Here is a 24749-nt window from a genome sequence, read left to right as displayed (position 1 = left end):
TGCTGTGTTTAAGTACATAACAATCAAATACCCGGTATTTGTTTTAGTTATAGTATTAAATAAAAAATATATTATTTAATTAAATGTTAACCAGCAACGGTATTGTAGCATGCCCGGCAGCGGGGCTCATAGCTTTCCTTCTCGCCTAATAATATTTTTGAATTATCATGTACCAGGCGGTACGAGTATTGGGCCGGGTTGCCGCACCTTACGCAAACGGCCTGCAGTTTCGTTACCGATTCGGCAATGGCCATAATGTTGGGCATAGAGCCAAATGGACGGCCCTTAAAATCCATGTCCAAACCGGCTACAATTACACGTACGCCGCGGTTGGCCAATACGGTACATACCTCGGGGAGTTCATCGTCAAAAAATTGCGCTTCATCAACACCTATCACATGGGCATCACTGGCCAGCAGTAAGATAGCCGAAGCGCTATCAACCGGGGTAGAGGTTATTTTGCTGGCATTGTGCGAAATAATGGCATCTTCGCCATAACGGGTATCGGCTTTGGGGCTAAAAATCTCAACCTTAAGCTTGGCAATGCGGGCACGGTTAAGCCTCCTGATCAGCTCTTCGGTTTTGCCCGAGAACATTGATCCGCAGATAACCTCAATACTGCCGCCTACTTCGCTTTTACGCCTGAAAACCTCTTCGTGATATACCATTTATGACTTTTATAGTCGGCAAATATCAGAATTTAATCCTATTTTTGGTAAGCATTTTCCTAACATTGAGGCCATGAAGCAAATGGATGTATTTAAAAAGATAGGTGGGATTTTAAAAGAGCTTAATGATCAATACGACTACCTTGCAGCTGATCCCAGCGAACTTAACGAGCTTGAATTAGAACTTTTTGTAGCCAATGCCCATTTTTTAAAAGACCATGCCGAAATACTGCGTCGCATCAACGAGCGCACGGCAGCTCCTTCACTGCTTGCAGAAAAAACCAGCCGGCAGCTGAAGAACATACACCGGTAACTCTGGTGTTACCTCCCGCTCCGGTGCCGGTAACGCCTCCGCCTGCAAAGGAGGAAGCCTTGCATGAGCAGCGCTTTTTTGAACCGGTAGTACAACAGCACATCCCTGTGCCGGTTGATAACATAGAACTTACCAGCGATGCTGAACCACCAGCTCCGGTGCCGTTTAACCCGGTAAAAATAGAGGTGATCAACCCCGCGCCCGAAATAAAGGAAACGCCCGAACCGCAAATAAATATCGCTGCCGAAAAAGATACGGATACTTATTCATTTCAACAGGAAATTCCTGAAGGAAGCAGCTTTGAACTAAATTTAAACGAGGCTGATACCTGGGATGATGAAGCTGACAGGTTTGAGCAGGAAGAGCTGATTGGTGAACTTCCCGAAAAGCCGGTGGAAGTAATACCCATAGCCGAACAGCCAAAGCCCGTGCCGGTAATTGAGCCCGTAAAACCCGCAGCAGAGCCTGTTGTTGCTACAGCTCCTTCGGCAGATACAGGTAGCAGCCAGCAGGTACTGACCTTTAATCAAAGGATGATGGCCCAAAAAGCCGAGAAAGCTAACAACGCGGCAAGCACCACTGCCGAGCTGCCGGTTACCGATCTTAAATCGGCCATAAACCTGAATGATAAGCTGCTTTATATAAAAGATCTGTTTAATGGTTACAGCCTGGCCTATAGTGAAGCTATTGAGATAGTAAACCGCTTTAACACTTTTGAAGAAGCCGAACGCTTCCTGAAAACAAACTACGTAGTTAAAAATAACTGGGAAAGTAAAGCATCAACAGCCGATAAGTTTTACGCTTTGTTACGACGGAGATATCCTGCTTCGTAGCGGTTTAGTTCATAGTTGATGGTTCATGGTGAAGACGATTTTAGAGGTACCCCAACTTTCTGACTTACGGACTTCTGGCTAAAATTATCAAACATTCGATTTCCGGTTTGAATCGAGTTTGATAAGCGTGAACAGGAGCATGGTAAAGCTTAACAGCGACGAGCCTCCATAGCTGATGAACGGTAAAGGGATACCAATAACGGGCACTACGCCAATGGTCATACCGATATTGATCACTACGTGAAAAAACAGCACGGAAGCTACACCGTAACCGTAAATACGCGTAAAAGGCGATCGCTGCCGTTCGGCAATGAGAATTACCCGTAATATCAGGAACATGAAAAGGCTTATTACCGTTAATGAACCTGCAAAGCCCCATTCTTCGCCGACTGTGCAGAAAATAAAGTCGGTACTTTGCTCGGGTACAAACGAGTATTGGGTTTGTGTACCATGTAAATAGCCTTTACCCCACATTTTTCCGGAGCCTATAGCTATTTTCGACTGGTTTACATTATAGCCTTTTCCCTTTAAATCGGTGGTGATACCCAGTAGTATGTTAATACGCTCTGTTTGATGTTTCTTTAAAACGTGGGTATAAATAAACTTTACACTGAATATAAACGCTATCGAGATTGCAAGGCCGATGATCACGGTTTTGATGAGCTGCCTGTTACGCTTAAATAAAAAGATAATGAAAGCGGTTATTACAGCCAGGATCAGGATAATATACAGCGGATTGTATAATAGCGATGTAACGAAAAGGGTGATGAACAACCCCGCTATCACCAGGAAATAAGGAGAAAGCCCTTCGCGGTATAAAACAAATATCAAAGAGCAAAATACCAGTGTGGAACCGGTATCGGGCTGCAGCATGATCAGCAACATTGGGAACCCGATAATCACGGCGGCCGTTAAAAATGATTTGGGTTCGGTAACCCGGATGTTGGTGCCGCTTAAATATCGCGCAAGCAATAAACAGGTTGCAAACTTGGCAAACTCCGAAGGCTGCAGCCGGAAACCGCCGCCCATGTTGATCCAGGCCTGGTTACCGCCTACGTTTCGGCCTATTACCAACACCAGTATCAGCAGCAAAACTATTACCACATAAAATGCGGGGGCCAGGGCAGCAATGAACCGGCTTTCGAGTAGCAGGATAACAATACCAATCACTACAGATACGCAAATAAAGATGAACTGCTTACCGTAGTTTGTTGAGGCATCAACTATGCTGGGGTGATTGACGTCAAAAACTGCAGCATGAATATTGAACCAACCAATGGTGCAAAGTACCAGGTACAAAAAAACTGTAAGCCAATCTACATTGAAGAAGAAACTCCGCTGCTGAGTGCTCATGATCTTGCCCTCCCGCCCGTTAATGATTTAATCCAGTTCGCCGGTTTATTGCTATAAGCTGATTCGCGCCTTTCTTTTTTATCGAATCGGCCTTGAATTTTTTAATTGAATCGGCTTTGAACTTTTTGATGGAATCAACCTTTGCCGCCCTGATACTGTCACGCCTGCGTTCTTTTTGTAGGTCTTGAGCATAAAGGCTAAGATCGGGCAGGCGGTTTGCATTTGCATAATAATCAACTGTAATTCCCGATTCGCGCGGACTGATCTTACCTTTTAGATATTTTTCAACTATGAAGCTTGCAATAGGAGCGGCCCAATGCGCACCCTCGCCCGAGTTTTCAACTACAACAGCAATCGCTATCTTAGGATTATCGCGTGGGGCGAAAGCTACAAATACTGAGTTATCCTCGCCATGCGGATTTTGCGCGGTGCCGGTTTTACCGCACATAATAATATCAGGTATTTTTGACCTGCGGGCTGTACCGTTTTCAACCACTGCCTGCATTCCGTTAATAACAGGCTCAAAATATCCGGAATCTATCCCAACATAGTTTTTTTCAACGTATTCTTTTTTAATTACGTTTTTAGTACCGATTGCCTTGATAAGGTGGGGCTTATAGTAAAACCCGCGATTGGCAATAGTACACTCCAGGTTAGCCATTTGCAAAGGGGTTGCTAATAACTCGCCCTGGCCTATGGCCAGCGGAACGATGGTGCTTGAACGCCAGCCGCCTTTATGATAAACATTGTCATAATGTAAAGGCGTGGGCACGTTACCACGGCTTTCGGCAGGCATATCCAGGTCCAGCCTTGCACCAAGGCCAAATTTCATTACATTATTTCGCCATGCGGTGAAATTGGCTTCTGTATTTTTTACCCCGTACCGGTCAACAATACGTTGAAAAACCATTGAGAAGTAGCCGTTACATGACTCGGCCACGGCTCGGGCCATATTTACCGTGCCGTGTGCTTCGCCATGGTTACAGTGTACAATGCGGTTGCCTGCCCGGTAATTACCGGTACAATAAAAAGTTTCGCTGGGGTTAATGATGCCCTCCTGCAGCGCGATAAGGGCACTTAATGGTTTAAATGATGAGCCGGGAGGATATTGCGCCTGGATAGGCCTTATGAAAAATGGCTTATACGGGTTATTGTACATTTTGGCAAGGTTATTACCGCGCTGACGGCCTACCATGAGGTTAGGGTCATAGGTAGGGCTGCTCACATAACATAAGATCTCGCCCGATGATGGCTCTATGGCTACAATACTGCCCAGCTTGTTTTGCATCAGTTTTTCACCGAGCCTTTGCAGGTCAACGTCTAACGACGAGGTCAGACGTTCGCCCGAACGGGGCACGGTATCAAGCGCGCCGTTGGCAAATGAACCTTTGGGCACACCATGCGAGTCTACCATTTGTACCTGTACACCGCGTTGACCGCGCAATACATTTTCGTAGGCCTTCTCGACGCCGGTAACGCCGATATAATCGCCAAGGCGGTAATAACCGTTTGAGCGTTTGATGTCCCTGTCGGTAACCTCGCCAATAAAACCTAAAAACTGTGCCGCTACCGAGTCGGGGTAGGTGCGTATGGTGCGTGGCACTATAGCGAAGCCCGGAAACTCAAACAACTTTTCCTGCAATGAAGCATACAACTGAACAGAAAGTTGTTTTTCAAATACGGATGCTGTATTAGGCGATTGCTTTTTAGCCTTGGTAAAGCGTTTGTCGAAACCCTCTTTGTCGATACCTATCATTTTGCAAAATAACATGGTATCAAAAGGTTTTACTTCCTTGGGGTTAACGGTAACATCATAAATGGGTTCGTTTTGTACAAGGATTTTGCCGTTACGATCGAGTATAGGCCCGCGGGCAGGGTAAAGTATGGTTGTGCGTCTTACGTTACTGTTGGCATAGATCTCGTACTTGTCATCAACTATCTGGATATAGTAAAGCCTTCCCAGCAGGGCTAATATGATAGCTATAAAAATACCGGTAACAACGTAGCGGCGCTCAAAAAACTTATTCATTTACGTTCTTTCCTTCTGAAAAATAGCAGGCCCGAAATTAGTATTAAAAATACGGTAAACAATGAACTCAAAACAACACGGCTTAGTGTGTATTGTATTTCAGAAAAACTAAAAACCTCTAAATTAAGCAGGAAAAAGTGGTGGAATAAAGTAAGTATCAATACATAAGTAAAAAACCACCTGAAACCCATGATACTCAAAGTAGGTTCGGGCTCGTTATCAAAGCCATCCTTTTGTACCGTGATGCTGATGAAAAGTACGCGTACCAATGCCAGCACAACGCAGGCCGCAGCATGAAGCCCCGGGGTATCATAAAATGCATCAATAGTGAGGCCTGTCAGGAACGAGAGTACAAACAGCAGCAGATTAGGTACTTCAAAGGGAAGCAACAAAATGAAAAGGATATAGAAATAAGGGGTGGCAAGATTATAAAACGTGATGTTTTTTAACAGGAAAACCTGCATAAAAACCAAAACTATAAACCTAACAAGGTTAACAAGGATAGTCCTACTCATTTTTGTTTTGTACGGCCTCCAGTACCGTTTGTTCACCGGCAAATTTGTTATTTACCACGTAAACGTATTGAAGCTTTGTAAAATCAACAGCTAAGGCTACCTCAACGTTGATGAGTAAACCGCCGCCTTTGGCATGCAGGTTGGTAACTTTGCCAAACGGTATACCGGTTGGGAAAAGCGAGTAGCCCGAGGTAACCACCGTATCGCCAATTTTGGGCTGAGCATTATTCTGGATATCTATCAATACCCCCTGTGCGGATCAAGATCGTTACCCCATACAAACGAGCCTATATCTTTAGTACCTGCAAGCATGGCGCTAAACCGCGTGTTTTTATGCAAAACCGATTGGATAATAGCTAAATGCTCGGTTACGGCAATAACCTGCCCCACAACGCCTGTACCTGTTATTACACCCATATCTTTTTGGATCCCATCCCTGCTGCCCCGGTTAATAGTAATGTAGTTGCTGCGTTTATTGAATGAATTATTGATTACCTTGGCTACAATATAAGTATATTGTTGTTTGTAAACGGTATCATTAACCTTGTGTTTTTCAACAGTATCAACATACATAGAAGCTTTGAGCTGGCCGCGAAGTTTGGCATTTTCGCGGGCAAGGCTATCGTTGGTTTCTTTTAATGACAGGTATTCTTTAAAAGCATCAACCTGGCTGTACAAGGTACCGGTTACTTTATTGGTTGAGTTAATAAAAGACGCTTTTTGAAACGAGTTGTATTTGATATATATAAGCAGCGAACTAATCTCAAAAATCAGGAATAAAAAAACGCGTTATACTTAGTAATAAATATCCAAAGGTTACGCATTGTTGGAGATTAGTTAATTGGAGATCAGAGATTAGTTGTCTATAGCAAAATTAGAAATTAGGAATCGGAGATAAGTATTTTAATAATAACTAATCTCCAATCCCTAACCTCTAATTACTAACTCAGTTACTGCATTAAAAATTTAAAATTGCCAATGTTTTTAAGGGCGGTGCCGGTTCCGCGTACTACGGCGCGAAGAGGGTCTTCGGCAACGTGAACGGGTAGTTTGGTTTTGGCAGCCACACGCTTATCCAAACCGCGCAATAAAGCACCCCCACCAGTTAAGTAGATGCCGGTTTGATAAATATCGGCCGAAAGCTCGGGAGGGGTAATTTCCAACGCTTTCAATATCGCTTCTTCAATTTTTGAAATTGATTTATCAAGGCAATGTGCAATTTCGGTGTATGATACCATGATTTGTTTTGGTACACCGGTCATAAGGTCACGGCCTTGTACTGCAAAGTCGCCCGGCGGCTCGCTTAGTTCAGGAAGCGCGGCGCCAACCTCAATTTTAATTTTTTCGGCAGTACGGTCGCCAATCATGATGTTATGCTGGCGACGGATATATTGCACAATGTCCGAATCAAAGTTGTCTCCTGCAACACGGATTGACTGGTCGCAAACAATACCTGATAAAGCGATAACGGCAATTTCGGTTGTACCACCACCAATATCAATGATCATGTTGCCCATCGGCTCCTCAACGTCTATACCAATACCTACAGCTGCAGCCATTGGTTCGTGGATGAGGTAAACCTCTTTTGCGCCGGCAATCTCGGCCGAGTCGCGCACGGCACGTTTCTCTACCTCGGTAATACCCGATGGGATACAGATCACCATACGCAGTGATGGAAAGAACCATCCCTTACCCTGGTTAATCATTTTGATCATCCCGCGGATCATGTGCTCGGCGGCGTTAAAGTCGGCAATTACACCGTCTTTAAGCGGGCGCACGGTACGGATATTATCGTGCGTTTTACCTTCCATTTGCATGGCCTGCCTGCCAATGGCAATCACTTTATTGGTTGTTCTGTCGAACGCCACGATCGAGGGTTCGTCAACAACAACTTTGTCGTTATGTATAATGAGGGTATTTGCTGTACCTAAATCGATAGCAATTTCTTGTGTAAAAAAGTTAAATAAACCCATCTGGTATTTCTTTCAGTATGTTATGCAAAGTTTATAAAAATACGCTTAAATAGTTTAGCATTTTGCAAACTTAAGCGTTAAAAAATCACATTTATTGTGTTGGGGTTGGGTTGATAGAGCTTATTTATTAGATGGTTGACCGGATTTACAGGTAAATTAAGTTAAAACAGGTTAAAAACATTTTTCCTTTTCACCAAATCAATCTCTACTCTTCAATCAAACGTTTTTAACCTAATAAACTACTCACCAAATCAACCCGGTCAACCTTAAATGTTAGTGTTTAAAGTGACGTACGCCGGTAGTAACCATAGCCAGGCCTTTTTCATTGCACATGGCAACCGAAAGCTTGTCATTAATCGATCCGCCCGGTTGTAATATGGCGGTGATCCCGGCTTCGGCAGCCAGTTCGGCACAATCAGGGAAGGGGAAGAAAGCGTCGGACGCCATTACCGCACCGTTCAGATCGAAACCAAAGCTTTGAGCTTTAATAATGGCTTGCTTAAGTGCATCAACCCTTGATGTTTGACCAACGCCACTCGCCATTAGCTGGTTATTTTTAGCAAACACAATGGTGTTTGATTTGGTATGCTTCACAATTTTATTAGCGAAGAACAGGTCTTTCAATTCGGCCTCGGTAGGTGCTTTTTCGGTAACGGTTGTCATTTGGGCCGGGCCTTCAATTACCGCGTCCTTATCCTGCTCAATTACGCCATTCAATAAAGTTTTGAAATGCTTAACAGGCAGTTCAACCGGCTGGCGAACCAACAGGATGCGGTTCTTTTTGCCTGATAGAATCTTTACGGCTTCATCAGTGAAAGCAGGCGCGATCAATACTTCATAAAATATCTTGTCGATCTCAGTAGCTGTTTCAGCGTCGATTTCGGCATTGGCAATAATTACACCGCCAAAGGCAGATACCGGGTCGCAAGCCAAAGCATCGATCCATGCTTCTTTGATAAATGAACGCGAAGCTACACCGCAGGCATTGGTATGCTTAAGGATAGCGATAGTAGGCTCGGTAAACTCATCAATAATAGCAACGGCAGCATCAACATCAACCAGGTTGTTGTATGAAAGCTCTTTGCCGTTCAGTTTGTTGAACATGGCATCAAGGTTACCATAAAAGTTCCTTTTTGGTGAGGGTTTTCGCCGTAACGTAAAACCTGGCTGGTTTGGATGCTTTGTTTAAATACCGGGAGTGGTTCTGCCTCGTTAAAGTAGTTGAAAATATGTGTATCGTAGTTTGACGATATGTTGAATGCTTTTTGAGCGAATGAACGGCGCTGATCAATTGTGGTAGCACCATCCTGCGTTTTCAGGATATTTTCCAGGCCGGCGTAGTCATCTTTTGAAGCTACGATCACTACATCTTTAAAGTTTTTTGCAGCTGCGCGGATCAAAGAGATCCCACCGATATCGATCTTTTCGATCACATCTTCGGCACCAGCGCCTGATTGTACAGTTTCTTCAAAGGGGTACAGGTCAACAATTACCAAATCAATTTCAGGAATTTCATATTGCTCTAATTGCTGTTTATCTCCATCAAAACTCCTGCGGGCCAAAATACCACCGAAAACCTTAGGGTGCAGGGTTTTAACACGGCCACCAAGGATTGAAGGGTAAGAGGTAAGGTCCTCAACCGGGATCACATTTACCCCTAAATTGCGGATAAAAGTTTCGGTACCTCCGGTTGAATAGATATTTACACCAAGGCGGTTTAACTCATGAATGATGGGCTCTAAGTTATCTTTGTAATAAACAGAAATTAAAGCATTTTTTATTTGAACTGACTGGCTCATGTACACACTGTTTTTTGAGCCGCAAAGGTAGTGATATTTAGTTAATTGGAGGTTGGTTAATTAGAGATTAGTTATTAGCATAGGATCGGTATTTATCCACATCAAAATTTTATAGCAAGCGATATTTAATGTGTATTACCGTGCGTTCGATAGGCTAATTGTTGAGGTATTCATAAATAATTGGTAACTTAGTATATGACTACGGTGATCATTCAATCAAATTCGGAAAAAAGACCCGCTTGTTGATGCAGTTGGCTGAAGAGCTTGGTCTTTCTGCGCAAACACAAGAAGTTAAGGATTTGGATACAATTGACGTCGCGAGGGGGATTGGAAGAAAAGCAACAAACGAAGAGCTGATTAATTATTTAAATAAAGATCTTGATGAAGAAGCTATCCCGTTAGATAAAGCTTTTTCTAAATATACCCAATAAGCCCATCCTGTATTTTGAACGTTACTATTAAGCCTAAGGCATTAAAGGTTATTGATGCGATTGTTGATTTTGTAGAATCGAAAAATACGCCGGGAAGCGGTGCAAGATTTGCTTTGAAATTCAAGACAGCTATCAAAAGATTAGCTGTACCCGGAGTACAGCATTCTATTTGTAACCATCAGGTTTTAGCTGCTTTCAAATATTCTTGCAGTCATTTCAATGACTGGGTTATAGCCTTTAAAATTGTTGATGGTGAATTGACTGTTTACGAAATTATACACGGGTCATTGTTGTTTTAATAACCCATAAAAGAACTTAGATACCCCCTAATCACTAAGCAACTCAACTCTTCATTTTCTTTAAAAGCGCTTCAACAACTTTCGGGAAATGGTTATGCTCGAGTTGCTGGCCTTTAAATTTTACGATTTCAAGCGTATCGCCAGGTTCAATTTTAAATTTCGACTGGTGGATGATCTCGCCTTCGTCAAAGTTTTCGTTAACGAAGTGAATGGTGATGCCGCTTTCCTCTTCTCTGTCTTCCAATATTTTGCGGTGTACGTTATCGCCGTACATGCCTTTGCCTCCATATTTGGGTAACAGGGCAGGATGCAGGTTAATGATCTTATTGGGGAATGCTTTTAATAATGATTGTGGCACAAGCCATAAAAAGCCGGCAAGTACAATCAGATCGACCTGTAAGTTTTTTAGCAGACGGATAACACCGTCGGTTTCATAAAACTCATGGCGACTAAAAATATGCGAGGGTACTTCAAAGTTATCAGCACGCTGCAAAACGTAAGCTTGCGGGTTATTGGTAAGTATCAGCACAACTTCGGCATCGGCATTGCGTTTAAAATGCTCCATTAACTTTTGGGCGTTCGAGCCGGAACCTGAAGCGAAAATGGCAATTCTTTTTTCATCGATAATATCTCTTTCAACGAAGATGAAGCTACAATAGTTTCATCGGGCTGATTGTTTACTTGGCATTGAAACTATTATAATAAAACCATTTTTACAATTAAAAATATTGAAACTATTGGGTGGCAGTTACTTTTTGCCTGATAAACCCGTAGCGCATAATGCGTCGTTTTTTTGTTGCCGAATAGTTTGGTTCAACATCTCCTGTTTCTAATACCAGCGAATAATTACCCAGGGTAACTATTTTAGTGTTTTCAAATGGCTTTGAGGTACCGCCCGATGCTTTGGTGGTATCTTTACAAACCAAATCTGAAGTTAAAAATAATTTATTTGCAGTAAGCGACCAGCGGCCCTTCGCAGTATCTGATCTGCATTGAAAATTAGTGTAGCTGCAGGAATTGTCGGCATTGAAGGTAAAAAGCTGGGTATCCTCGCAAGTTTGGTTTAAGGTATCTAAAGACACCTGGGCATCACCAACATAATTAGTAACGGTTATAGAGGCCAATTGCCAGTTACCTGCTAATAATCCGGGTATATGGCTTAAGTTATCTTTCTTGCATGAATTAACAATCAGTGCAATGCTTATTAAAAACAGGAAAAACAACAGCGGAGTTCTTTTCATTTATTAAAGGCAAAATTATAAAATATGGTTGATTACCTTGCATCAGCATACTGTAATAAACGCTATAAATTAAATTTATTTCAAAACCTATGCGCGTTCCATACCAAAAACTTAAAGCCGAATTTGAAAGGGTACTATTAAGTATTGATTTGCCGCTTGAAAAAGCCCGGCAATGCGCCGCCATTTTTGCCGCCAACAGCAGGGATGGTGTTTACAGTCATGGCCTTAACCGGTTTCCTGCTTTTGTACAAACTGTAAAGGAAGGCTTGTTTAAACCGGATGCGGAAGCTGTAATGGTAAACAATCTGGGCGCAATTGAGCAATGGAACGGCAATTTTGGTCTGGGCATGTTAAACGCAAACAGGTGCATGAGACGGGCTATTGAACTGGCCGGGGAGTACGGCATCGGCTGTGTAGCTATCAAAAATACCAACCACTGGATGCGTGGTGGCACTTATGGATTACAGGCGGCTGATGCCGGATTTATAGGCATCTGTTTTACAAACACCATTGCCAATCTGCCGCCCTGGGGTGGGCTCGACCCGCGGCTTGGTAATAATCCGTTGGTTATAGCGGTGCCGCGTAAGGGTGGGCATATCCTGCTGGACATGGCTATTTCACAATACTCGGTAGGTAAGCTAATGGAAAGCAAATCGCAAAATAAACGTTTGCCATTGCCCGGCGGCTATGATCAAGAAGGGAATTTAAGTACTGATGCCGATGCCATTTTGCAGTCAAAGCGGATGCTGCCCATTGGCTTTTGGAAAGGGTCGGGTTTATCGCTGATGCTTGATCTGCTGGCGACCTTATTAAGCCGCGGAAAATCTACCTCAAAAATCAGCGAACACGAAAAGGAGTGGGGCGTATCGCAAGTGTTTATCTGCCTGAAAACAGGCACTGAGCAAAATGAGCGTTTAATAAATGAAATCCTGGGCTACACCAAAAGCAGCAATCCTGTTGATGGTGAACAGGTTTCATACCCTGGCGAAAATATGCTGAAAACCAGAGAACGAAATTTATTGGAAGGTATTCCGGTTGATGAGGAGATTTGGAAGAGGGTATTGGCGATGTGAACCGATGGATTGACTACTGATAAATTACCCTACCATCATTCCTTCAAATTTTTCCCAAAAGCCATCCCGTGGTACAGGAGCGATAATAGCAACTGGTTCGTTTTTTACCGGATGTACAAAAGTTAACTTGCGTGCATGCAGGCAAATGCTTTTACGCAGGCTGCCGCGGGGATAGCCATATTTATTATCGCCCACAATAGGACAACCCAAAGTTGAAAGCTGTACCCTGATCTGGTGCGGGCGGCCGGTTATCGGGTCTACTTCAATTAAATAATACCCGTTTAGTTCGCCAACTAATTTATAGCTCAGTTCAGATCGTAAGCTACCCTGAACTTCTCGGTCATGGGCTTTGGTTACATTTTTTTGCGAGTTTTTTACCAGCCAATGTACCAGGGTGCCTTCTTCGGGAAATGGTTTTTTGCGCACTACTGCATAATAGGTTTTATGCATTTCGCGGGCTTTAAACATTTTGTTGATCCGGTCGAGTGCTTTACTGGTTTTGGCAAACAGGATCACGCCGCTTACCGGTCTGTCCAGCCGGTGCACTACGCCTAAAAACGCACCGTTGGGCTTGCTGTATTTTTGGGCGATGTATTTTTTTACTTTTTCGTCCAAGGGCTCATCGCCGGTTTCATCAACCTGTACAATGTCTCCTGCGCGTTTATTTATGGCAATAAGATGGTTGTCCTCATAAAGAACATCTTTATCGGTAATATCATTGCTGCTGTAATTAAATTCAGGACGGGCCATTGTGTTTGGTTAATGGTCGATAGTCCATGGTCCATGGCTGTTTAGCAATTTTTTTGCTATGGACTCTCGACCATGGACTATGGACTTTTCTAATACTGTTCCTTCTCGTTAGGGAAACTGTTGCTTTTTACGTCGGAGTTGTAATTTTTGATTGCGTCGTGCATGATATCATACAGGTTGGAGTACTGGCGTAAAAACCGAGGTTTAAAGCCTTTATTAATCCCCAGCATATCATGAATTACCAATACCTGGCCGTCGCAATGCTGACCTGCGCCAATACCTATTGTTGGGATCTGCAGGCTATCGGATACCTCCTGGGCCAGTTTGGCCGGGATCTTTTCCAATACAATACCAAAGCAGCCAAGTTCCTGGAGTTTAAGGGCATCATCACGCAGTTTTTGTGCCTCGGCTTCATGTTTGGCGCGTACGGTGTACGTTCCGAATTTATATATGGATTGCGGTGTAAGGCCAAGGTGCCCCATTACCGGGATGCCGGCGGTTAAGATCCTGCTAACGGATTCGGCAATTTCAACACCTCCTTCAATTTTGACGGCATGCGCCCCGGCTTCCTTCATAATGCGGATAGCTGAGTTCAGCGCTTCCTTTGAGTTGCCTTGGTATGATCCAAAAGGCAGATCGACAACCACCAATGCACGTTTGGCCGCACGTACCACAGATGATGCATGATAGATCATCTGGTCGAGCGTTATAGGCAGCGTAGTTTCGTGACCGGCCATCACATTGGAGGCCGAATCACCAACAAGGATGATATCAGTCCCGGCATCGTCAACTATGGTAGCCATCGAATAGTCATATGCAGTAAGCATAGAGATCTTTTCGCCACGAACCTTCATCTCCTGGATGGTGTTGGTGGTGATACGCTTTATTTCTTTATTTACAGACATTGATAAATGTGTTATCGCAATGCAAAGGTAAGCATGATTTCGGATTTTGGAATTTCGATTTCGGATGTGAGATTTTTTGATTTTGGATTTCGGAATTTCGATTTCGGATTTTTCTATTTTTTGATTTGTTATTTTGATTGGCGGGGAGCGTATTCATTACTAATAAATCCGAAATCCCACATTCGAAATCCGAAATCAAAATAAATCCGAAATCTCACATTCGAAATCCGAAATTATTTTCTACTTTTGCGCCGTGAATCCGGAAGTTCCTTACTTCATTATTTCTATCAGTTTTCACGGGGCTTTGAACCAGGCAATCCGATCATTTAACCCTTTCAATTTTTTTAAGCGATGAATTATTTCACCAAATTACCGGCTATATTGCTGCTTGCCGACGGCACTGTTTTTTACGGTAAAGCTGCGGGCAAAATGGGTACTACCACCGGCGAGATTTGTTTTAATACCGGCATGACCGGCTACCAGGAAATTTTTACCGACCCTTCATACTTTGGGCAAATTATGGTAACCACCAATGCGCACATTGGTAACTACGGTATTGCTAATGAAGAGGTGGAATCGGGTAGGATCCAGATTGCAGGTCTTGTTTGTAAAAATTATAACATTGCCTACAGCCGTAAACAGGCCGATGAATCGATACAGGATTATTTCCAGGAGCAAAATATTGTAGGTATTTCTGATATCGATACCCGTCAGCTTGTTCGTCACATTCGTGATAAAGGCGCTATGAACGCAATCATCTCTTCGGAAATATTGGATCTGGATGAGTTGAAAGCAAAGCTTGACCTGGTACCTTCAATGGATGGCCTTGAGCTTTCATCACAGGTAACAACTACCGAAACTTATACTTTTGGCAGCGAGGATGCTCCTTACCGTGTAGCGGTACTTGATCTTGGTGTAAAGAAAAACATCCTTCGCAATTTTGATTCGCGCGATGTTTACGCCAAAGTGTTCCCGGCAAAAACAACCTACGCCGAAATGGAAAAAGATTTTGCTCCAACAGGTTACTTCATCTCAAATGGCCCCGGCGACCCCGCTGCTATGCCTTACGCAGTTGAAACTGTAAAGGAAATTTTAGCTGCCGATAAGCCAATGTTCGGGATTTGCTTAGGTCACCAGTTATTGGCTTTGGCTAACGATATCCCAACTCAAAAAATGTTTAACGGTCACCGTGGCTTAAACCACCCGGTAAAGAATATCATCATTAACCATTGCGAGGTTACTTCACAAAACCACGGTTTTGGTGTAGTGCCGGAAGCTGTACGCGCTTCGGATAAGGTAGAGATCACCCACGTTAACTTGAACGATCATTCTATCGAAGGTATTCGTGTAAAAGGCAAAAAAGCTTTCTCGGTACAATATCACCCGGAATCGTCACCTGGCCCGCATGATTCAAGGTATTTGTTTGATGACTTTATCAAGCTGATGAAATAAATTTTGATTGTACCTGTACAGATTTTAACTGCGCAGATGCCCGAAAGCCTTTCAATTTAGTTTGGAAGGCTTTTTTATTTTTCATAATTCCTTTCTAAATTAGTTGTTATATCCGCCTGAATTATGAAGAAATCCATTAATCTGCTCCTTACAGCAGAAGAAAAAGCTATTCTCCGGGCTCAAAAAACCAAGATTGCCGATCTCCTTACCTTCGCCCCGGATGAAGTTGCAATGATATTAAATGCAGATGCCGAACGCGCCAGGGAGATAAATGCATTGATTGAATTTCAAAGTATCCCATCATTAGGGATCAATTTTGCGACTGAGCTGATACAGCAAGGCTATTATTCTTTAGAACAATTAAAAGGCAAAGACCCTGTTGAACTGTTTAATGCGTTTGAGCGGCACGTAGGCGCCTGGGCCGATCCATGTGTGGAGGATTCATACCGATTATTATCACACTATATTAAGCATGGTGACACCGGAAAAAGCTGGTGGAATTTTACTGCAGAGCGAAAAGCTTACCGGGCGAAACATGGTTTCCCGGCAAACCGACCGGCTAAGGCATGGTATGAGCTGCCGCAATATCGTAAGGGGAAGGAGTTTGTTGGGAGGTAAGTAATTGAGATGCATTGTATTCAAAAAAGATGTCATTGCGAGCGTAGCGCGGCAATCGCACGGAAGCTTAGCCGCTCTGTATAGCATGCGATTGCCACGTCGCTCCCGGCGCTTTACCCATGCGACTCCTCGCAATGACATCGTTTTTATGTAAAATCAAGCCCACAAAAAAACGCGAATGAGAAAATCATTCGCGTTTTTATTATAAAAACTCAGGCGGATATATCCTGGATTAGTTTAAGTATGATTGCAACAGGTTTGATTTTGAATTGTGACGTAAACGCATCAAAGCCTTGTCTTTCAACTGGCGAACACGCTCACGGGTTAAATCAAATTTTTCACCTATTTCCTCTAATGAGTGAGGTGCATGACCACCAAGGCCAAAGAATAACATCAGTACTTCACGGTCACGTTCGGCAAGGATACCTAACGAGCGTTTAATTTCCTGTGATAATGAATCAGCCATTACTTCAGTATCGGTTGCAGCATCAGAGCTGGCCAATACGTCAAGCAAGGTGTTTTCTTCACCCTGAATAAAAGGCGCGTCCATTGAAATCTGGCGACCAGCATTATTCATCGAATCGGCAATTTTATCAACCGAAATTTCCAGGTTATCTGCAAGTTCTTCGGGAGTTGGCTGCCTTTCATATTCTTGCTCCAGTTTTGAAGCTGCTTTGTGTATCTTGCTCAATGAACCAATCTGGTTCAATGGTAAACGCACAATACGCGATTGCTCGGCAATGGCCGACAGGATTGACTGACGGATCCACCATACGGCATATGAAATAAATTTAAAGCCTTTGGTTTCGTCAAAGCGTTTTGCCGCTTTAATTAAACCAAGGTTTCCTTCGTTTATTAAGTCGCCCAGGGTAAGGCCCTGGTTTTGGTACTGCTTAGCAACCGATACCACAAAGCGAAGGTTTGTTTTTGTCAAACGTTCTAACGCTACCTGGTCGCCCTCACGGATCTTTTGCGCCAGGATCACTTCCTCCTCAGCTGTGATCAAATCTACCTTGCCAATATCATGCAGGTATTTTTCGAGCGATGCCGATTCGCGGTTAGTGATTGATTGGGATATTTTAAGTTGTCTCATTTTTTAATACAGATTATTAAGCTAAAAACGGTTCAATAAGATACATGTGCCGGGTTAAACAACCGGAGGTAAAACAGATTACATTAAACTTTGCTTCCTTCTTTATTTGTGAACCCGGGATAGTATTTATTTAAAACGAGGGTTTGCTACTGATATTATTGCTGTAAGGAGCGAGCGGTTTAAAAGTTTTTTAAATAATGTGCTAACCAATTAAATGTTTAATCAACATATTACCCTATAATGAACAGCACAAAGGTAAGCATTTATTTGCTATTATAGTGTCATTTAAACACCATGAAAATAAGGTTAATGTGAAGATTTTTGAACTTAAACTAATCTTGTTTAGGTTCGGGCGCTTGTTGGGTGTCATCTGTCTTCTGCTCATCATCATCTGTTTTTGTTTTTTTATGGTTTTTGTTCCACTTAATTTTTATTTTACCTTCATCGCCATCGGTGGCGAGGATGTGTAAAACAATGCCTTTCATACGTTTTTTATTACGTTCGGTTTCATCTGCTATTTTGCTATCATTCTTCGGGTTTCGTAGCGGTACATCAAGTGCAATGTTAGTACCCCGCGATAGCGAATAAGTGCCCTCAACGTCCATATTGAGCACGCTGGAGTTAATTTGCATCGGCGCAATTTTAATTTTATCGCCATCAAGATCAAACCGGGCTTTTAAATCGCCAAATGTTATGTTATCGAGATCGCGAAAAGGGAAGGCAAATTTGCCTACGCTTTTTATGGGCGCAAAGTTCACCAATGCACCATCGGTTAAATTAACCTGTGCAAATCCTTTTATTGATTTCGGTACCAGGTCGCCGGTGTTTTTGATCCCGCCTTTAATATCAACCCTTGCCGAAAGAAAACCCCGCAAGTTATCGCTGGTAAAATCCTTGAGACCGAAATTGTTAAACGATGCAAAGAAAGTATTAGTATTTACGTGGTTAATAGTTGTGCTAATTGCAAAATTATTGGTTGGCCCCTGCAGTACCAGGCCGCTTAAACTCAATGATCCTCCCGAACTTTTAAGGCTTACATTGCGCATTTTCATGGTATTGTCGGCCAGTAAAATATCGGCGTTAACGTCTGTCGCCAAAAACTTTTTATAATATACTTTGGCTAAGCGCAGGTGAAGTTCGGCCTGCCCTTTATCAAAGGCGGTATTAAGTTGATTGGTAATTTTGGCATTGGACATCCTTTTGCCCGTTCCGCCGCTGCTTTTACTGCTTTCGTATCCGCGGTTGTTCAGGAAGCCTAAAAACTCGCCAAGATGTATCTGCGGACTGGTGATCTGCCATACAATCAAAATCTTTTGTGGATCGGTATAATACAGGTTGAGGAAATTGCTCACCTTACCCTGCATATACACTACGCTACTGCCATTTTGCAGGCGGATATTATTTATGTAAAGATCTTTATCGGTAAATTTTAAGGCAATGGAGTTGTTTTTGAATACGAGTCCACGGGGGAGGTAATTTACATCTGCATTTTTTATATCTACATTACCGGTAACGAAGGGTTTAGTGAATTTGAAATTTACAATATCGGCTTTATAGGCCAGTTTTAAATCAACAATGCCTTTGGTAAATTTCAGGCTTTCATCGCCAATAACCGGGTTAAGTTTGGTAACGGGAAAGCGCGATCTGAAAATCCCGGTGGCCACCGGTGTATTCAGGTTGTTGATAAATGCGGTATCAATAGTAAATGGAATATTCTTATAGCTGCCGTTAAAATGATAAAGCTTTATAACCGAGTTATCGTCATTTAAACCTTTGCCATTGATATAGTTATTACTGAATACGCCATTAAAACTACAATTTTCAATAGTACCTCCACGGGTTTTCAATATGTTATCTTTTACTTTAGCCGTAACATAAATGGATGGATCGCCGCCGCCGCCAAAGCTTCCCTTCAGGTCGCAGGTAACATCAATTGGCTTTGTAAGATCGAACATTTTGAGGCTTTTGGTAATGTTGGCAGCCAGTAGGTTTGCAGCATCGTTCCACAAAATTTCATCCACTTTGAGGTTGATGGTGAAATCGGTTTCGGGCGATTTAAGATTAAACTGTGCACCTACAGTAAATGGGTTATCGCCAATGTTTAATGTATTGGGAGCTAGGTTAATGACCTGCGATGCATAATCATAACTGATATCAAAATGGCCTTTTAAAAGCCTGTTTTTCATAAAGCTTCCCTTTTTTGTATTGAAGGAAAAGCTATTTGCCATGGTATTTAAGTCGATATCGGCGTTCCACCCTTTAGCAGGATACTCCATTCTACCCTGAATATCGTTAACTGCAAATTTAAACAGTTTGTAAGCATGACGGTCGTCAACAACAAAGTTTACCTTGTTTAACGAAAACCTCCCAATTTGTGTGGAAGAACTGGTTTGTTGCTTTTTCGGATCTTTTTCAACCTTAGGTTTTGCTTTAAATATCGAAGTATTGCTATAACCGGTGCTATCGGTAAACAGGTCAATATCGGCATTGCTGATATCGATTTTATTGATTACCACTTCGCCCTTTAGAAGGGCCGAGGCATTTACGGATACTTCAAGGTCTTTGGCGGTAAGCAATGTATAATGATGTTGCGCCCAGCGGTTATCTTTCAGTACTACATCTTTCAGCTCGACAGACACCCCCGGAAAACCTTTAAATAATGTTGGATCAATAGTGCCGATAGTTAGCGTGCCGTTCAGGTTTTTATTAAGCTCGGAGGTGATCATAGCAATCACCTTGTGTTTATTATTATTAACATAAACAGTAAGGGCAATAAACATAATTATAATTAAACCAACAAGCGCTCCGGCGATCTTTAAGGTTATCTTTAACCATTTCGGCATCTTCAACTAATTTATTGTTAAAGCGTTATGGTTATATAATTGTTTGTATTGTAACATATAATTAACACACGGTATAGGAATAGGTAAATAAATCTGCAATAAGATACAATATTTTAAAGGTATAATCGGCTACATCAGTATCATGGAAACAACTAATAAAATAAAAGTAATTGTCACAGGTGCTACCGGCATGGTAGGCGAGGGTGTATTGCACCAATGCTTATTGAGCGATAAGGTTGAAGCAGTATTAGTTATTAACCGTAAACCCTGCGGTGTAACACATCCTAAACTAAAGGAAATTATACATGCTGATTTTTTTAACCTCAAACCCATTCAGGATCAGTTAGAAGGTTACAATGCCTGCTTTTTTTGTTTAGGCGTTTCATCGGTAGGGATGAGCGAAGAAGCTTATTATAAAGTAACTTACCTGCTCACTATGCACGTGGCCGAAATTTTGAGCCGCATAAATCCGGATATGACCTTTTGTTATGTATCTGGTGCCGGTACTGACAGTACAGAAAAAGGCCGCAGTATGTGGGCCCGGGTAAAAGGCAAAACCGAAAATGATTTGATGAAGCTGCCCTTCAAACAGGTATTCAACTTCAGGCCGGGATTTATGAAAAGCTTTAATGGGGCAAAAAATACATTGCCGTTTTATAAATACATCAGTTGGATGTACCCCATAGGCCGCCTTATTTACCCAAAGGGTTTTATTACGCTGGAGGAAGTTGGCAAAGCCATGATCAATACGGTAAACCGCGGTGCTGGTCGCTGGATATTAGATGGAAAAGATATTGTTGCCATGGCGAATAGCTAATAGCGGGTAATGATATATGGAGGAGGCCATCGTGTAAAACCCGATATATCGTAAATGTTGGGTAGTTGTATTTTGATTAATGTATTGATTAATAGTATTTTGTGTTTTTGGAGCAAGCTTTGAAATGGTACTGTTAACAGTATTATTTATGAAACTTAAACTCCAGCAAAAAATGAACACAAAATTCATGAAAAGCCGCTTAAAAGCACATTTAATAGCGGCGACTATTTTATTAGGCAGCTTGTTTGCCTTTACTTTTAAGGCCGCTGCCCAGGCACAGCCCGTTAAAAACATTGTATTAGTGCACGGGGCTTTTGCCGATGGCTCGGGCTTTAAGGCCGTGTACAATATCCTTACTAAAAAAGGTTATAATGTTACAGTAGTGCAAAATCCGCTTACTTCTTTAAAGGACGACGTTGACGCCGCCAACCGGATCCTGGATAAACAGGATGGCCCGACAGTATTGGTAGGCCACTCTTATGGCGGTACGGTAATTACCGAAGCAGGGAATAATTCAAAAGTGGTAGCATTGGTTTATATAGCCGCTTTTATGCCCGATAAAGGGGAAAATACGATAAAATGGGTACAGTCGGCTCCTCCGGCTCCCGAAAACGGTATTTTGCCGCCGGATGATAAAGGTTTTGTTTACTATGATAAAGCCAAATTTCATGGCGGCTTTGCCGGCGACTTAAGTAAAGCCGAAGCTGACTTTATGTTTGCATCGCAGGGGCCAACGTCTGTTCAGTGTTTTGTTACGCCTGTTGCCGAAGCGGCATGGAAAACCAAACCAAGCTATGCTATAGTTGCCACCGAAGATAAAAGCATTGTGCCCGATGTTGAGCGTACCATGTACAAACGTGCCGGTGCAAAAGTAACAGAGGTAAAAGGCAGCCACGTGATTTTCATTTCGCAGCCTGAGGCCGTTGCCAAAGTGATCATGGACGCGGCAAATGGCGTTAAATAATCAGATAGTTTTTGATACAGTTTTAAGCGGAATTGGTCGTGATTGACTGTTCCGCTTTTTTTATTGGTTTGCCGGAAAAGTGTTGTCACAGGGCAAAGATGTTATTTGATTTTCCCAGTGCGCCGGATTCATTTTTAGTAACGGCAATGCTATATACTTTATGAGTAAATTAAACGTTTTACCATCTCAAAACAGCCAATCCGTTGTGCAAACCTTATTTTATATTGTTAAAATAACACTAATTATTGCTTGTCTGAATAGACGTAACGGCAATTTTTTTAACAGGCGCTTAAACTATGTAATGACTTTTTTACAGGCCAAAAGGTTCCTTTAAGTAAATAATGCATTTTATCCGAATAAAATTTTAAATAAAATTTTTCTTTGTCAAAAATTAAGTGTTATTTCGACAATAATTATAAATCTTTATATGAGCAATAACCAATTAGTGATCGGGGTTGATTACGGGTCTGACTCCGTGCGCTCCGTGATAGTAAACGCGGCCAACGGAGAAGAAATAGCATCATCAGTATTTAATTATCCCCGCTGGCGCGATGGCAAGTATTGTGTACCTGCCGAAAACCAGTTCCGCCAGCATCCGCAGGATTATATCGACGGACTTAAAGCCACCATTAAAGATTGTATTGCACAGGCCGGCGGTGAAGCCATTGCAAAAAATATAAAAGGCATTTCTGTTGACACCACGGGCTCAACCCCTGTAGCGGTTGATGCTACAGGTACTCCGCTTGCCCTAACCCCGGGTTTTGAAACTAACCCAAATGCCATGTTTGTATTGTGGAAAGACCATACTTCGGTTAAAGAGGCTGCACAGATCAATGAACATGCTACAAAATTTGATACCAATTACTTGAAATATGTTGGCGGCATTTACTCGTCAGAATGGTTTTGGGCTAAGTTGCTGCATGTGCTAAGAGTTGATAAAAGTGTACGTGATGCTGCCGCCTCATGGGTTGAGCATTGCGACTGGGTACCGTTTCTGTTAACCGGTGGTACCGATGTTAAGGCTATCAAACGCGGCCGTTGTTCTGCGGGGCATAAAGCCCTTTGGGCCGAAGAATTTAATGGCCTGCCTCCTGAAGAATTTTTTGTTTCCCTTGATCCGATACTGGCTGGTTTCAGGGATAAATTATATGAAGATACATACACGGCCGATGAAGCAGCCGGAAACCTCAGCGCGGAGTGGGCGGAGATATTGGGACTCTCAACCGATGTGATTGTAGGTACCGGCGCTTTTGACGCACACATGGGCGCTGTTGGCGGCCAGATTGAGCCTTATCACCTGAGCAAGGTAATGGGCACATCAACCTGCGATATCCTGGTTGCCCCAATATCAGAGATGGAAGGCAAGCTGGTACGCGGTATCTGTGGACAGGTAAATGGCTCGGTTATTCCGGGAATGGCAGGTTTAGAGGCTGGCCAATCGGCTTTTGGCGATACTTATGCCTGGTTTAAAAATATCCTGGCCTGGCCATTGAATAACCTGCTTTCGCAATCGCAGGTAATTGACGCGGCTACTGCTGAAGCGTTGAAAGAGGAGATTTCAGAAATGATCATCCCTGAATTGAGCAGGCAGGCAGCATTGTTAGCCATCGAAGAAAGCAATGAGCTGGCTATTGATTGGTTTAATGGACGACGTACACCGGATGCTAACCAGGAATTGAAGGGCGCTATAACCGGTTTAGGTTTGGGCAGCGATGCACCACGCGTATTCCGTGCGCTGGCCGAGGCTACCTGCTTTGGTGCCAAGAGCATTGTTGATCGTTTTATCAGCGAGGGTATCCCGGTTAAAGGGATCATCGGTATCGGTGGGGTAGCAAAAAAATCACCTTTCGTGATGCAAATGATGGCCGATGTTTTGGGAATGCCTATCCGCATTCACCAGTTTAAACATACCTGCGCTTTGGGCGCTGCGATGTTTGCTGCGGTAGTTGCCGGTATCTACCCAACTATCGAAGAGGCTATGACAGCCATGGGCCGCGGCTTTGACGTGGTTTATGAGCCAAACATCGCGCTAAAAGAAGTTTATCAGCAACGCTATAACCAATACAGCATATTGGGCAAGTTTGTAGCTGCCGAAGTTGCTTTGAAAAATAATCCTGAACTGCAAAACGCTTAATAAAGACATGAGTAAATATGATCATATAAGGCTTAGTGCCTATAATGCCAATATGCAGCTGCCCAAACTGGGCCTCGTGCTGTTCACTTTTGGTAACGTAAGCGCCGCCGACAGGGAATTAGGTGTATTTGCGATAAAACCAAGCGGTGTTCCTTACGAGGATTTGTCGCCGGAGAAAATGGTGATCGTTGACTTTGATGGTAATACCGTTGAAGGTGACCTTCGCCCCTCAAGTGACACCAAAACACACGCCGTACTTTACAAACACTGGGAAGGCATCAACGGTATTGTGCATACGCACTCTACCTACGGCACTGCCTGGGCACAGTCGCAACGTGATATTCCAATCTTCGGTACTACCCATGCAGATCATTTAACGGTTGACATTCCCTGTGCACCGCCCATGAATGATGAAATGATCAAAGGCAACTACGAATACCAAACCGGTTTCCAAATCATGGAATGTTTTGAGGAAAAAGGCCTGGATTATAAAGAGGTTGAAATGGTGTTGGTTGGTAACCACGCGCCGTTTACCTGGGGTAAAACCGCCGAAAAAGCGGTGTATAACAGCGCCGTACTGGAAGCTGTAGCCCAGATGGCTTACCTTACCGAGCAAATTGACAGAAGCGCCCCCGCTTAAAAGATG

General features: G+C 42.9%; 24 protein-coding genes and 1 pseudogene. 11 read left to right on the top strand and 14 right to left on the bottom strand.

What is annotated here, in order from left to right; genetic code table 11:
- Nucleotides 1-86: 86 nt before the first annotated feature.
- Nucleotides 87-668, bottom strand: coding sequence for a thymidine kinase (locus tag ACRQ5D_RS02680; RefSeq protein WP_090528965.1), 582 nt, complete (start codon nt 666-668; stop codon nt 87-89).
- 73 nt (nt 669-741) lie between these two features.
- Between ACRQ5D_RS02680 and ACRQ5D_RS02675 the strand changes: the two genes are divergently transcribed.
- Together ACRQ5D_RS02675 and ACRQ5D_RS02670 are read left to right on the top strand one after the other, a co-directional pair.
- On the top strand, nt 742-981 hold the full coding sequence (locus tag ACRQ5D_RS02675; RefSeq protein ID WP_432328423.1) for a hypothetical protein: 240 nt from the start codon (nt 742-744) through the stop codon (nt 979-981).
- 5 nt (nt 982-986) lie between these two features.
- Nucleotides 987-1814, top strand: a complete 828-nt coding sequence (locus tag ACRQ5D_RS02670; protein WP_431199050.1) for a hypothetical protein — start codon at nt 987-989, stop codon at nt 1812-1814.
- Between the two features lie 87 nt (nt 1815-1901).
- Here ACRQ5D_RS02670 and rodA read toward each other — a convergent pair whose 3' ends face one another.
- From rodA to purH, 7 genes and pseudogenes are all read right to left on the bottom strand, one after another.
- Nucleotides 1902-3167: a rod shape-determining protein RodA gene (rodA, locus tag ACRQ5D_RS02665; RefSeq protein ID WP_112652734.1), complete on the bottom strand. Its 1266-nt coding sequence runs from the start codon at nt 3165-3167 to the stop codon at nt 1902-1904.
- A 19-nt stretch (nt 3168-3186) separates the two neighbouring features.
- Complete coding sequence (gene mrdA, locus ACRQ5D_RS02660) at nt 3187-5196, bottom strand: penicillin-binding protein 2 (protein WP_431199049.1); 2010 nt, start codon at nt 5194-5196, stop codon at nt 3187-3189.
- On the bottom strand, nt 5193-5711 hold the full coding sequence (locus ACRQ5D_RS02655; RefSeq protein WP_091165673.1) for a rod shape-determining protein MreD: 519 nt from the start codon (nt 5709-5711) through the stop codon (nt 5193-5195). Before ACRQ5D_RS02655 ends, mrdA begins: the two co-directional genes overlap by 4 nt.
- Nucleotides 5704-5955 carry a rod shape-determining protein MreC gene (locus tag ACRQ5D_RS02650; RefSeq protein ID WP_431199048.1) on the bottom strand — a complete coding sequence of 84 codons (252 nt, stop codon included), beginning with the start codon at nt 5953-5955 and terminating at the stop codon, nt 5704-5706. Before ACRQ5D_RS02650 ends, ACRQ5D_RS02655 begins: the two co-directional genes overlap by 8 nt.
- Nucleotides 5952-6389 (bottom strand): rod shape-determining protein MreC, encoded by a 438-nt coding sequence (gene mreC, locus ACRQ5D_RS02645; protein ID WP_431199047.1) that lies wholly within the window; start codon nt 6387-6389, stop codon nt 5952-5954. Before mreC ends, ACRQ5D_RS02650 begins: the two co-directional genes overlap by 4 nt.
- A 272-nt stretch (nt 6390-6661) precedes the next feature.
- Complete coding sequence (locus tag ACRQ5D_RS02640) at nt 6662-7684, bottom strand: rod shape-determining protein (protein ID WP_090528947.1); 1023 nt, start codon at nt 7682-7684, stop codon at nt 6662-6664.
- 273 nt (nt 7685-7957) lie between these two features.
- Nucleotides 7958-9483, bottom strand: a pseudogene (gene purH / locus ACRQ5D_RS02635) (bifunctional phosphoribosylaminoimidazolecarboxamide formyltransferase/IMP cyclohydrolase).
- A 245-nt stretch (nt 9484-9728) separates the two neighbouring features.
- Here purH and ACRQ5D_RS02630 point away from each other — a divergent pair.
- The gene (locus ACRQ5D_RS02630; protein ID WP_431199046.1) at nt 9729-9914 is read left to right on the top strand and encodes a hypothetical protein; all 186 of its coding nucleotides are present in this window, start codon (nt 9729-9731) and stop codon (nt 9912-9914) included.
- 14 nt (nt 9915-9928) lie between these two features.
- Nucleotides 9929-10213 carry a type II toxin-antitoxin system RelE/ParE family toxin gene (locus ACRQ5D_RS02625; RefSeq protein WP_176844431.1) on the top strand — a complete coding sequence of 95 codons (285 nt, stop codon included), beginning with the start codon at nt 9929-9931 and terminating at the stop codon, nt 10211-10213.
- A gap of 43 nt (nt 10214-10256) precedes the next feature.
- On the opposite strand, the gene purN is transcribed toward ACRQ5D_RS02625, so the two are convergent.
- Both purN and ACRQ5D_RS02615 read right to left on the bottom strand, forming a co-directional pair.
- The gene (purN, locus tag ACRQ5D_RS02620) at nt 10257-10838 is read right to left on the bottom strand and encodes a phosphoribosylglycinamide formyltransferase (protein ID WP_431200935.1); all 582 of its coding nucleotides are present in this window, start codon (nt 10836-10838) and stop codon (nt 10257-10259) included.
- Between the two features lie 109 nt (nt 10839-10947).
- Entirely contained in the window at nt 10948-11454 is a 507-nt protein-coding gene (locus tag ACRQ5D_RS02615; RefSeq protein ID WP_091165691.1) for a DUF5004 domain-containing protein, read from the bottom strand.
- Nucleotides 11455-11543: 89 nt separating this feature from the next.
- On the opposite strand from ACRQ5D_RS02615, the gene yiaK reads away from it, so the two are divergent.
- Nucleotides 11544-12527 carry a 3-dehydro-L-gulonate 2-dehydrogenase gene (yiaK, locus tag ACRQ5D_RS02610; RefSeq protein WP_091165694.1) on the top strand — a complete coding sequence of 328 codons (984 nt, stop codon included), beginning with the start codon at nt 11544-11546 and terminating at the stop codon, nt 12525-12527.
- Between the two features lie 24 nt (nt 12528-12551).
- Here yiaK and ACRQ5D_RS02605 read toward each other — a convergent pair whose 3' ends face one another.
- On the bottom strand, nt 12552-13277 hold the full coding sequence (locus ACRQ5D_RS02605; protein ID WP_091165699.1) for an RluA family pseudouridine synthase: 726 nt from the start codon (nt 13275-13277) through the stop codon (nt 12552-12554).
- Nucleotides 13278-13366: 89 nt separating this feature from the next.
- A complete protein-coding gene (gene panB / locus ACRQ5D_RS02600) occupies nt 13367-14182 on the bottom strand; it encodes a 3-methyl-2-oxobutanoate hydroxymethyltransferase (protein WP_091165702.1) in 816 nt (271 codons plus the stop codon).
- Between the two features lie 351 nt (nt 14183-14533).
- On the opposite strand from panB, the gene carA reads away from it, so the two are divergent.
- Both carA and ACRQ5D_RS02590 read left to right on the top strand, forming a co-directional pair.
- Nucleotides 14534-15634: a glutamine-hydrolyzing carbamoyl-phosphate synthase small subunit gene (gene carA / locus ACRQ5D_RS02595; protein WP_091165706.1), complete on the top strand. Its 1101-nt coding sequence runs from the start codon at nt 14534-14536 to the stop codon at nt 15632-15634.
- 123 nt (nt 15635-15757) lie between these two features.
- Nucleotides 15758-16252, top strand: coding sequence for a helix-hairpin-helix domain-containing protein (locus ACRQ5D_RS02590; protein WP_091165709.1), 495 nt, complete (start codon nt 15758-15760; stop codon nt 16250-16252).
- Between the two features lie 232 nt (nt 16253-16484).
- On the opposite strand, the gene ACRQ5D_RS02585 is transcribed toward ACRQ5D_RS02590, so the two are convergent.
- Both ACRQ5D_RS02585 and ACRQ5D_RS02580 read right to left on the bottom strand, forming a co-directional pair.
- Nucleotides 16485-17345: a sigma-70 family RNA polymerase sigma factor gene (locus ACRQ5D_RS02585; protein WP_091165711.1), complete on the bottom strand. Its 861-nt coding sequence runs from the start codon at nt 17343-17345 to the stop codon at nt 16485-16487.
- A 332-nt stretch (nt 17346-17677) separates the two neighbouring features.
- Nucleotides 17678-20188, bottom strand: coding sequence for an AsmA family protein (locus tag ACRQ5D_RS02580; protein ID WP_091165714.1), 2511 nt, complete (start codon nt 20186-20188; stop codon nt 17678-17680).
- A gap of 142 nt (nt 20189-20330) precedes the next feature.
- Here ACRQ5D_RS02580 and ACRQ5D_RS02575 point away from each other — a divergent pair, with 142 nt between their 5' ends.
- The 4 genes from ACRQ5D_RS02575 (at nt 20331) to araD (ending at nt 24743) form a co-directional block, all read left to right on the top strand.
- Nucleotides 20331-21005 (top strand): NAD-dependent epimerase/dehydratase family protein, encoded by a 675-nt coding sequence (locus ACRQ5D_RS02575; RefSeq protein ID WP_091165716.1) that lies wholly within the window; start codon nt 20331-20333, stop codon nt 21003-21005.
- Nucleotides 21006-21153: 148 nt separating this feature from the next.
- Nucleotides 21154-21969 carry an alpha/beta hydrolase gene (locus ACRQ5D_RS02570; RefSeq protein WP_432328422.1) on the top strand — a complete coding sequence of 272 codons (816 nt, stop codon included), beginning with the start codon at nt 21154-21156 and terminating at the stop codon, nt 21967-21969.
- 427 nt (nt 21970-22396) lie between these two features.
- On the top strand, nt 22397-24103 hold the full coding sequence (locus ACRQ5D_RS02565; RefSeq protein WP_432328421.1) for a ribulokinase: 1707 nt from the start codon (nt 22397-22399) through the stop codon (nt 24101-24103).
- A 7-nt stretch (nt 24104-24110) separates the two neighbouring features.
- Nucleotides 24111-24743 carry an L-ribulose-5-phosphate 4-epimerase AraD gene (gene araD / locus ACRQ5D_RS02560; RefSeq protein WP_432328420.1) on the top strand — a complete coding sequence of 211 codons (633 nt, stop codon included), beginning with the start codon at nt 24111-24113 and terminating at the stop codon, nt 24741-24743.
- Nucleotides 24744-24749 lie beyond the last annotated feature (6 nt).

Origin of the sequence: Mucilaginibacter sp. P25 (genome assembly GCF_050859465.1) — a bacterium.
Taxonomy (GTDB): domain Bacteria; phylum Bacteroidota; class Bacteroidia; order Sphingobacteriales; family Sphingobacteriaceae; genus Mucilaginibacter; species Mucilaginibacter gossypii.
This window is presented reverse-complemented; position numbering and strand designations above follow the sequence as displayed.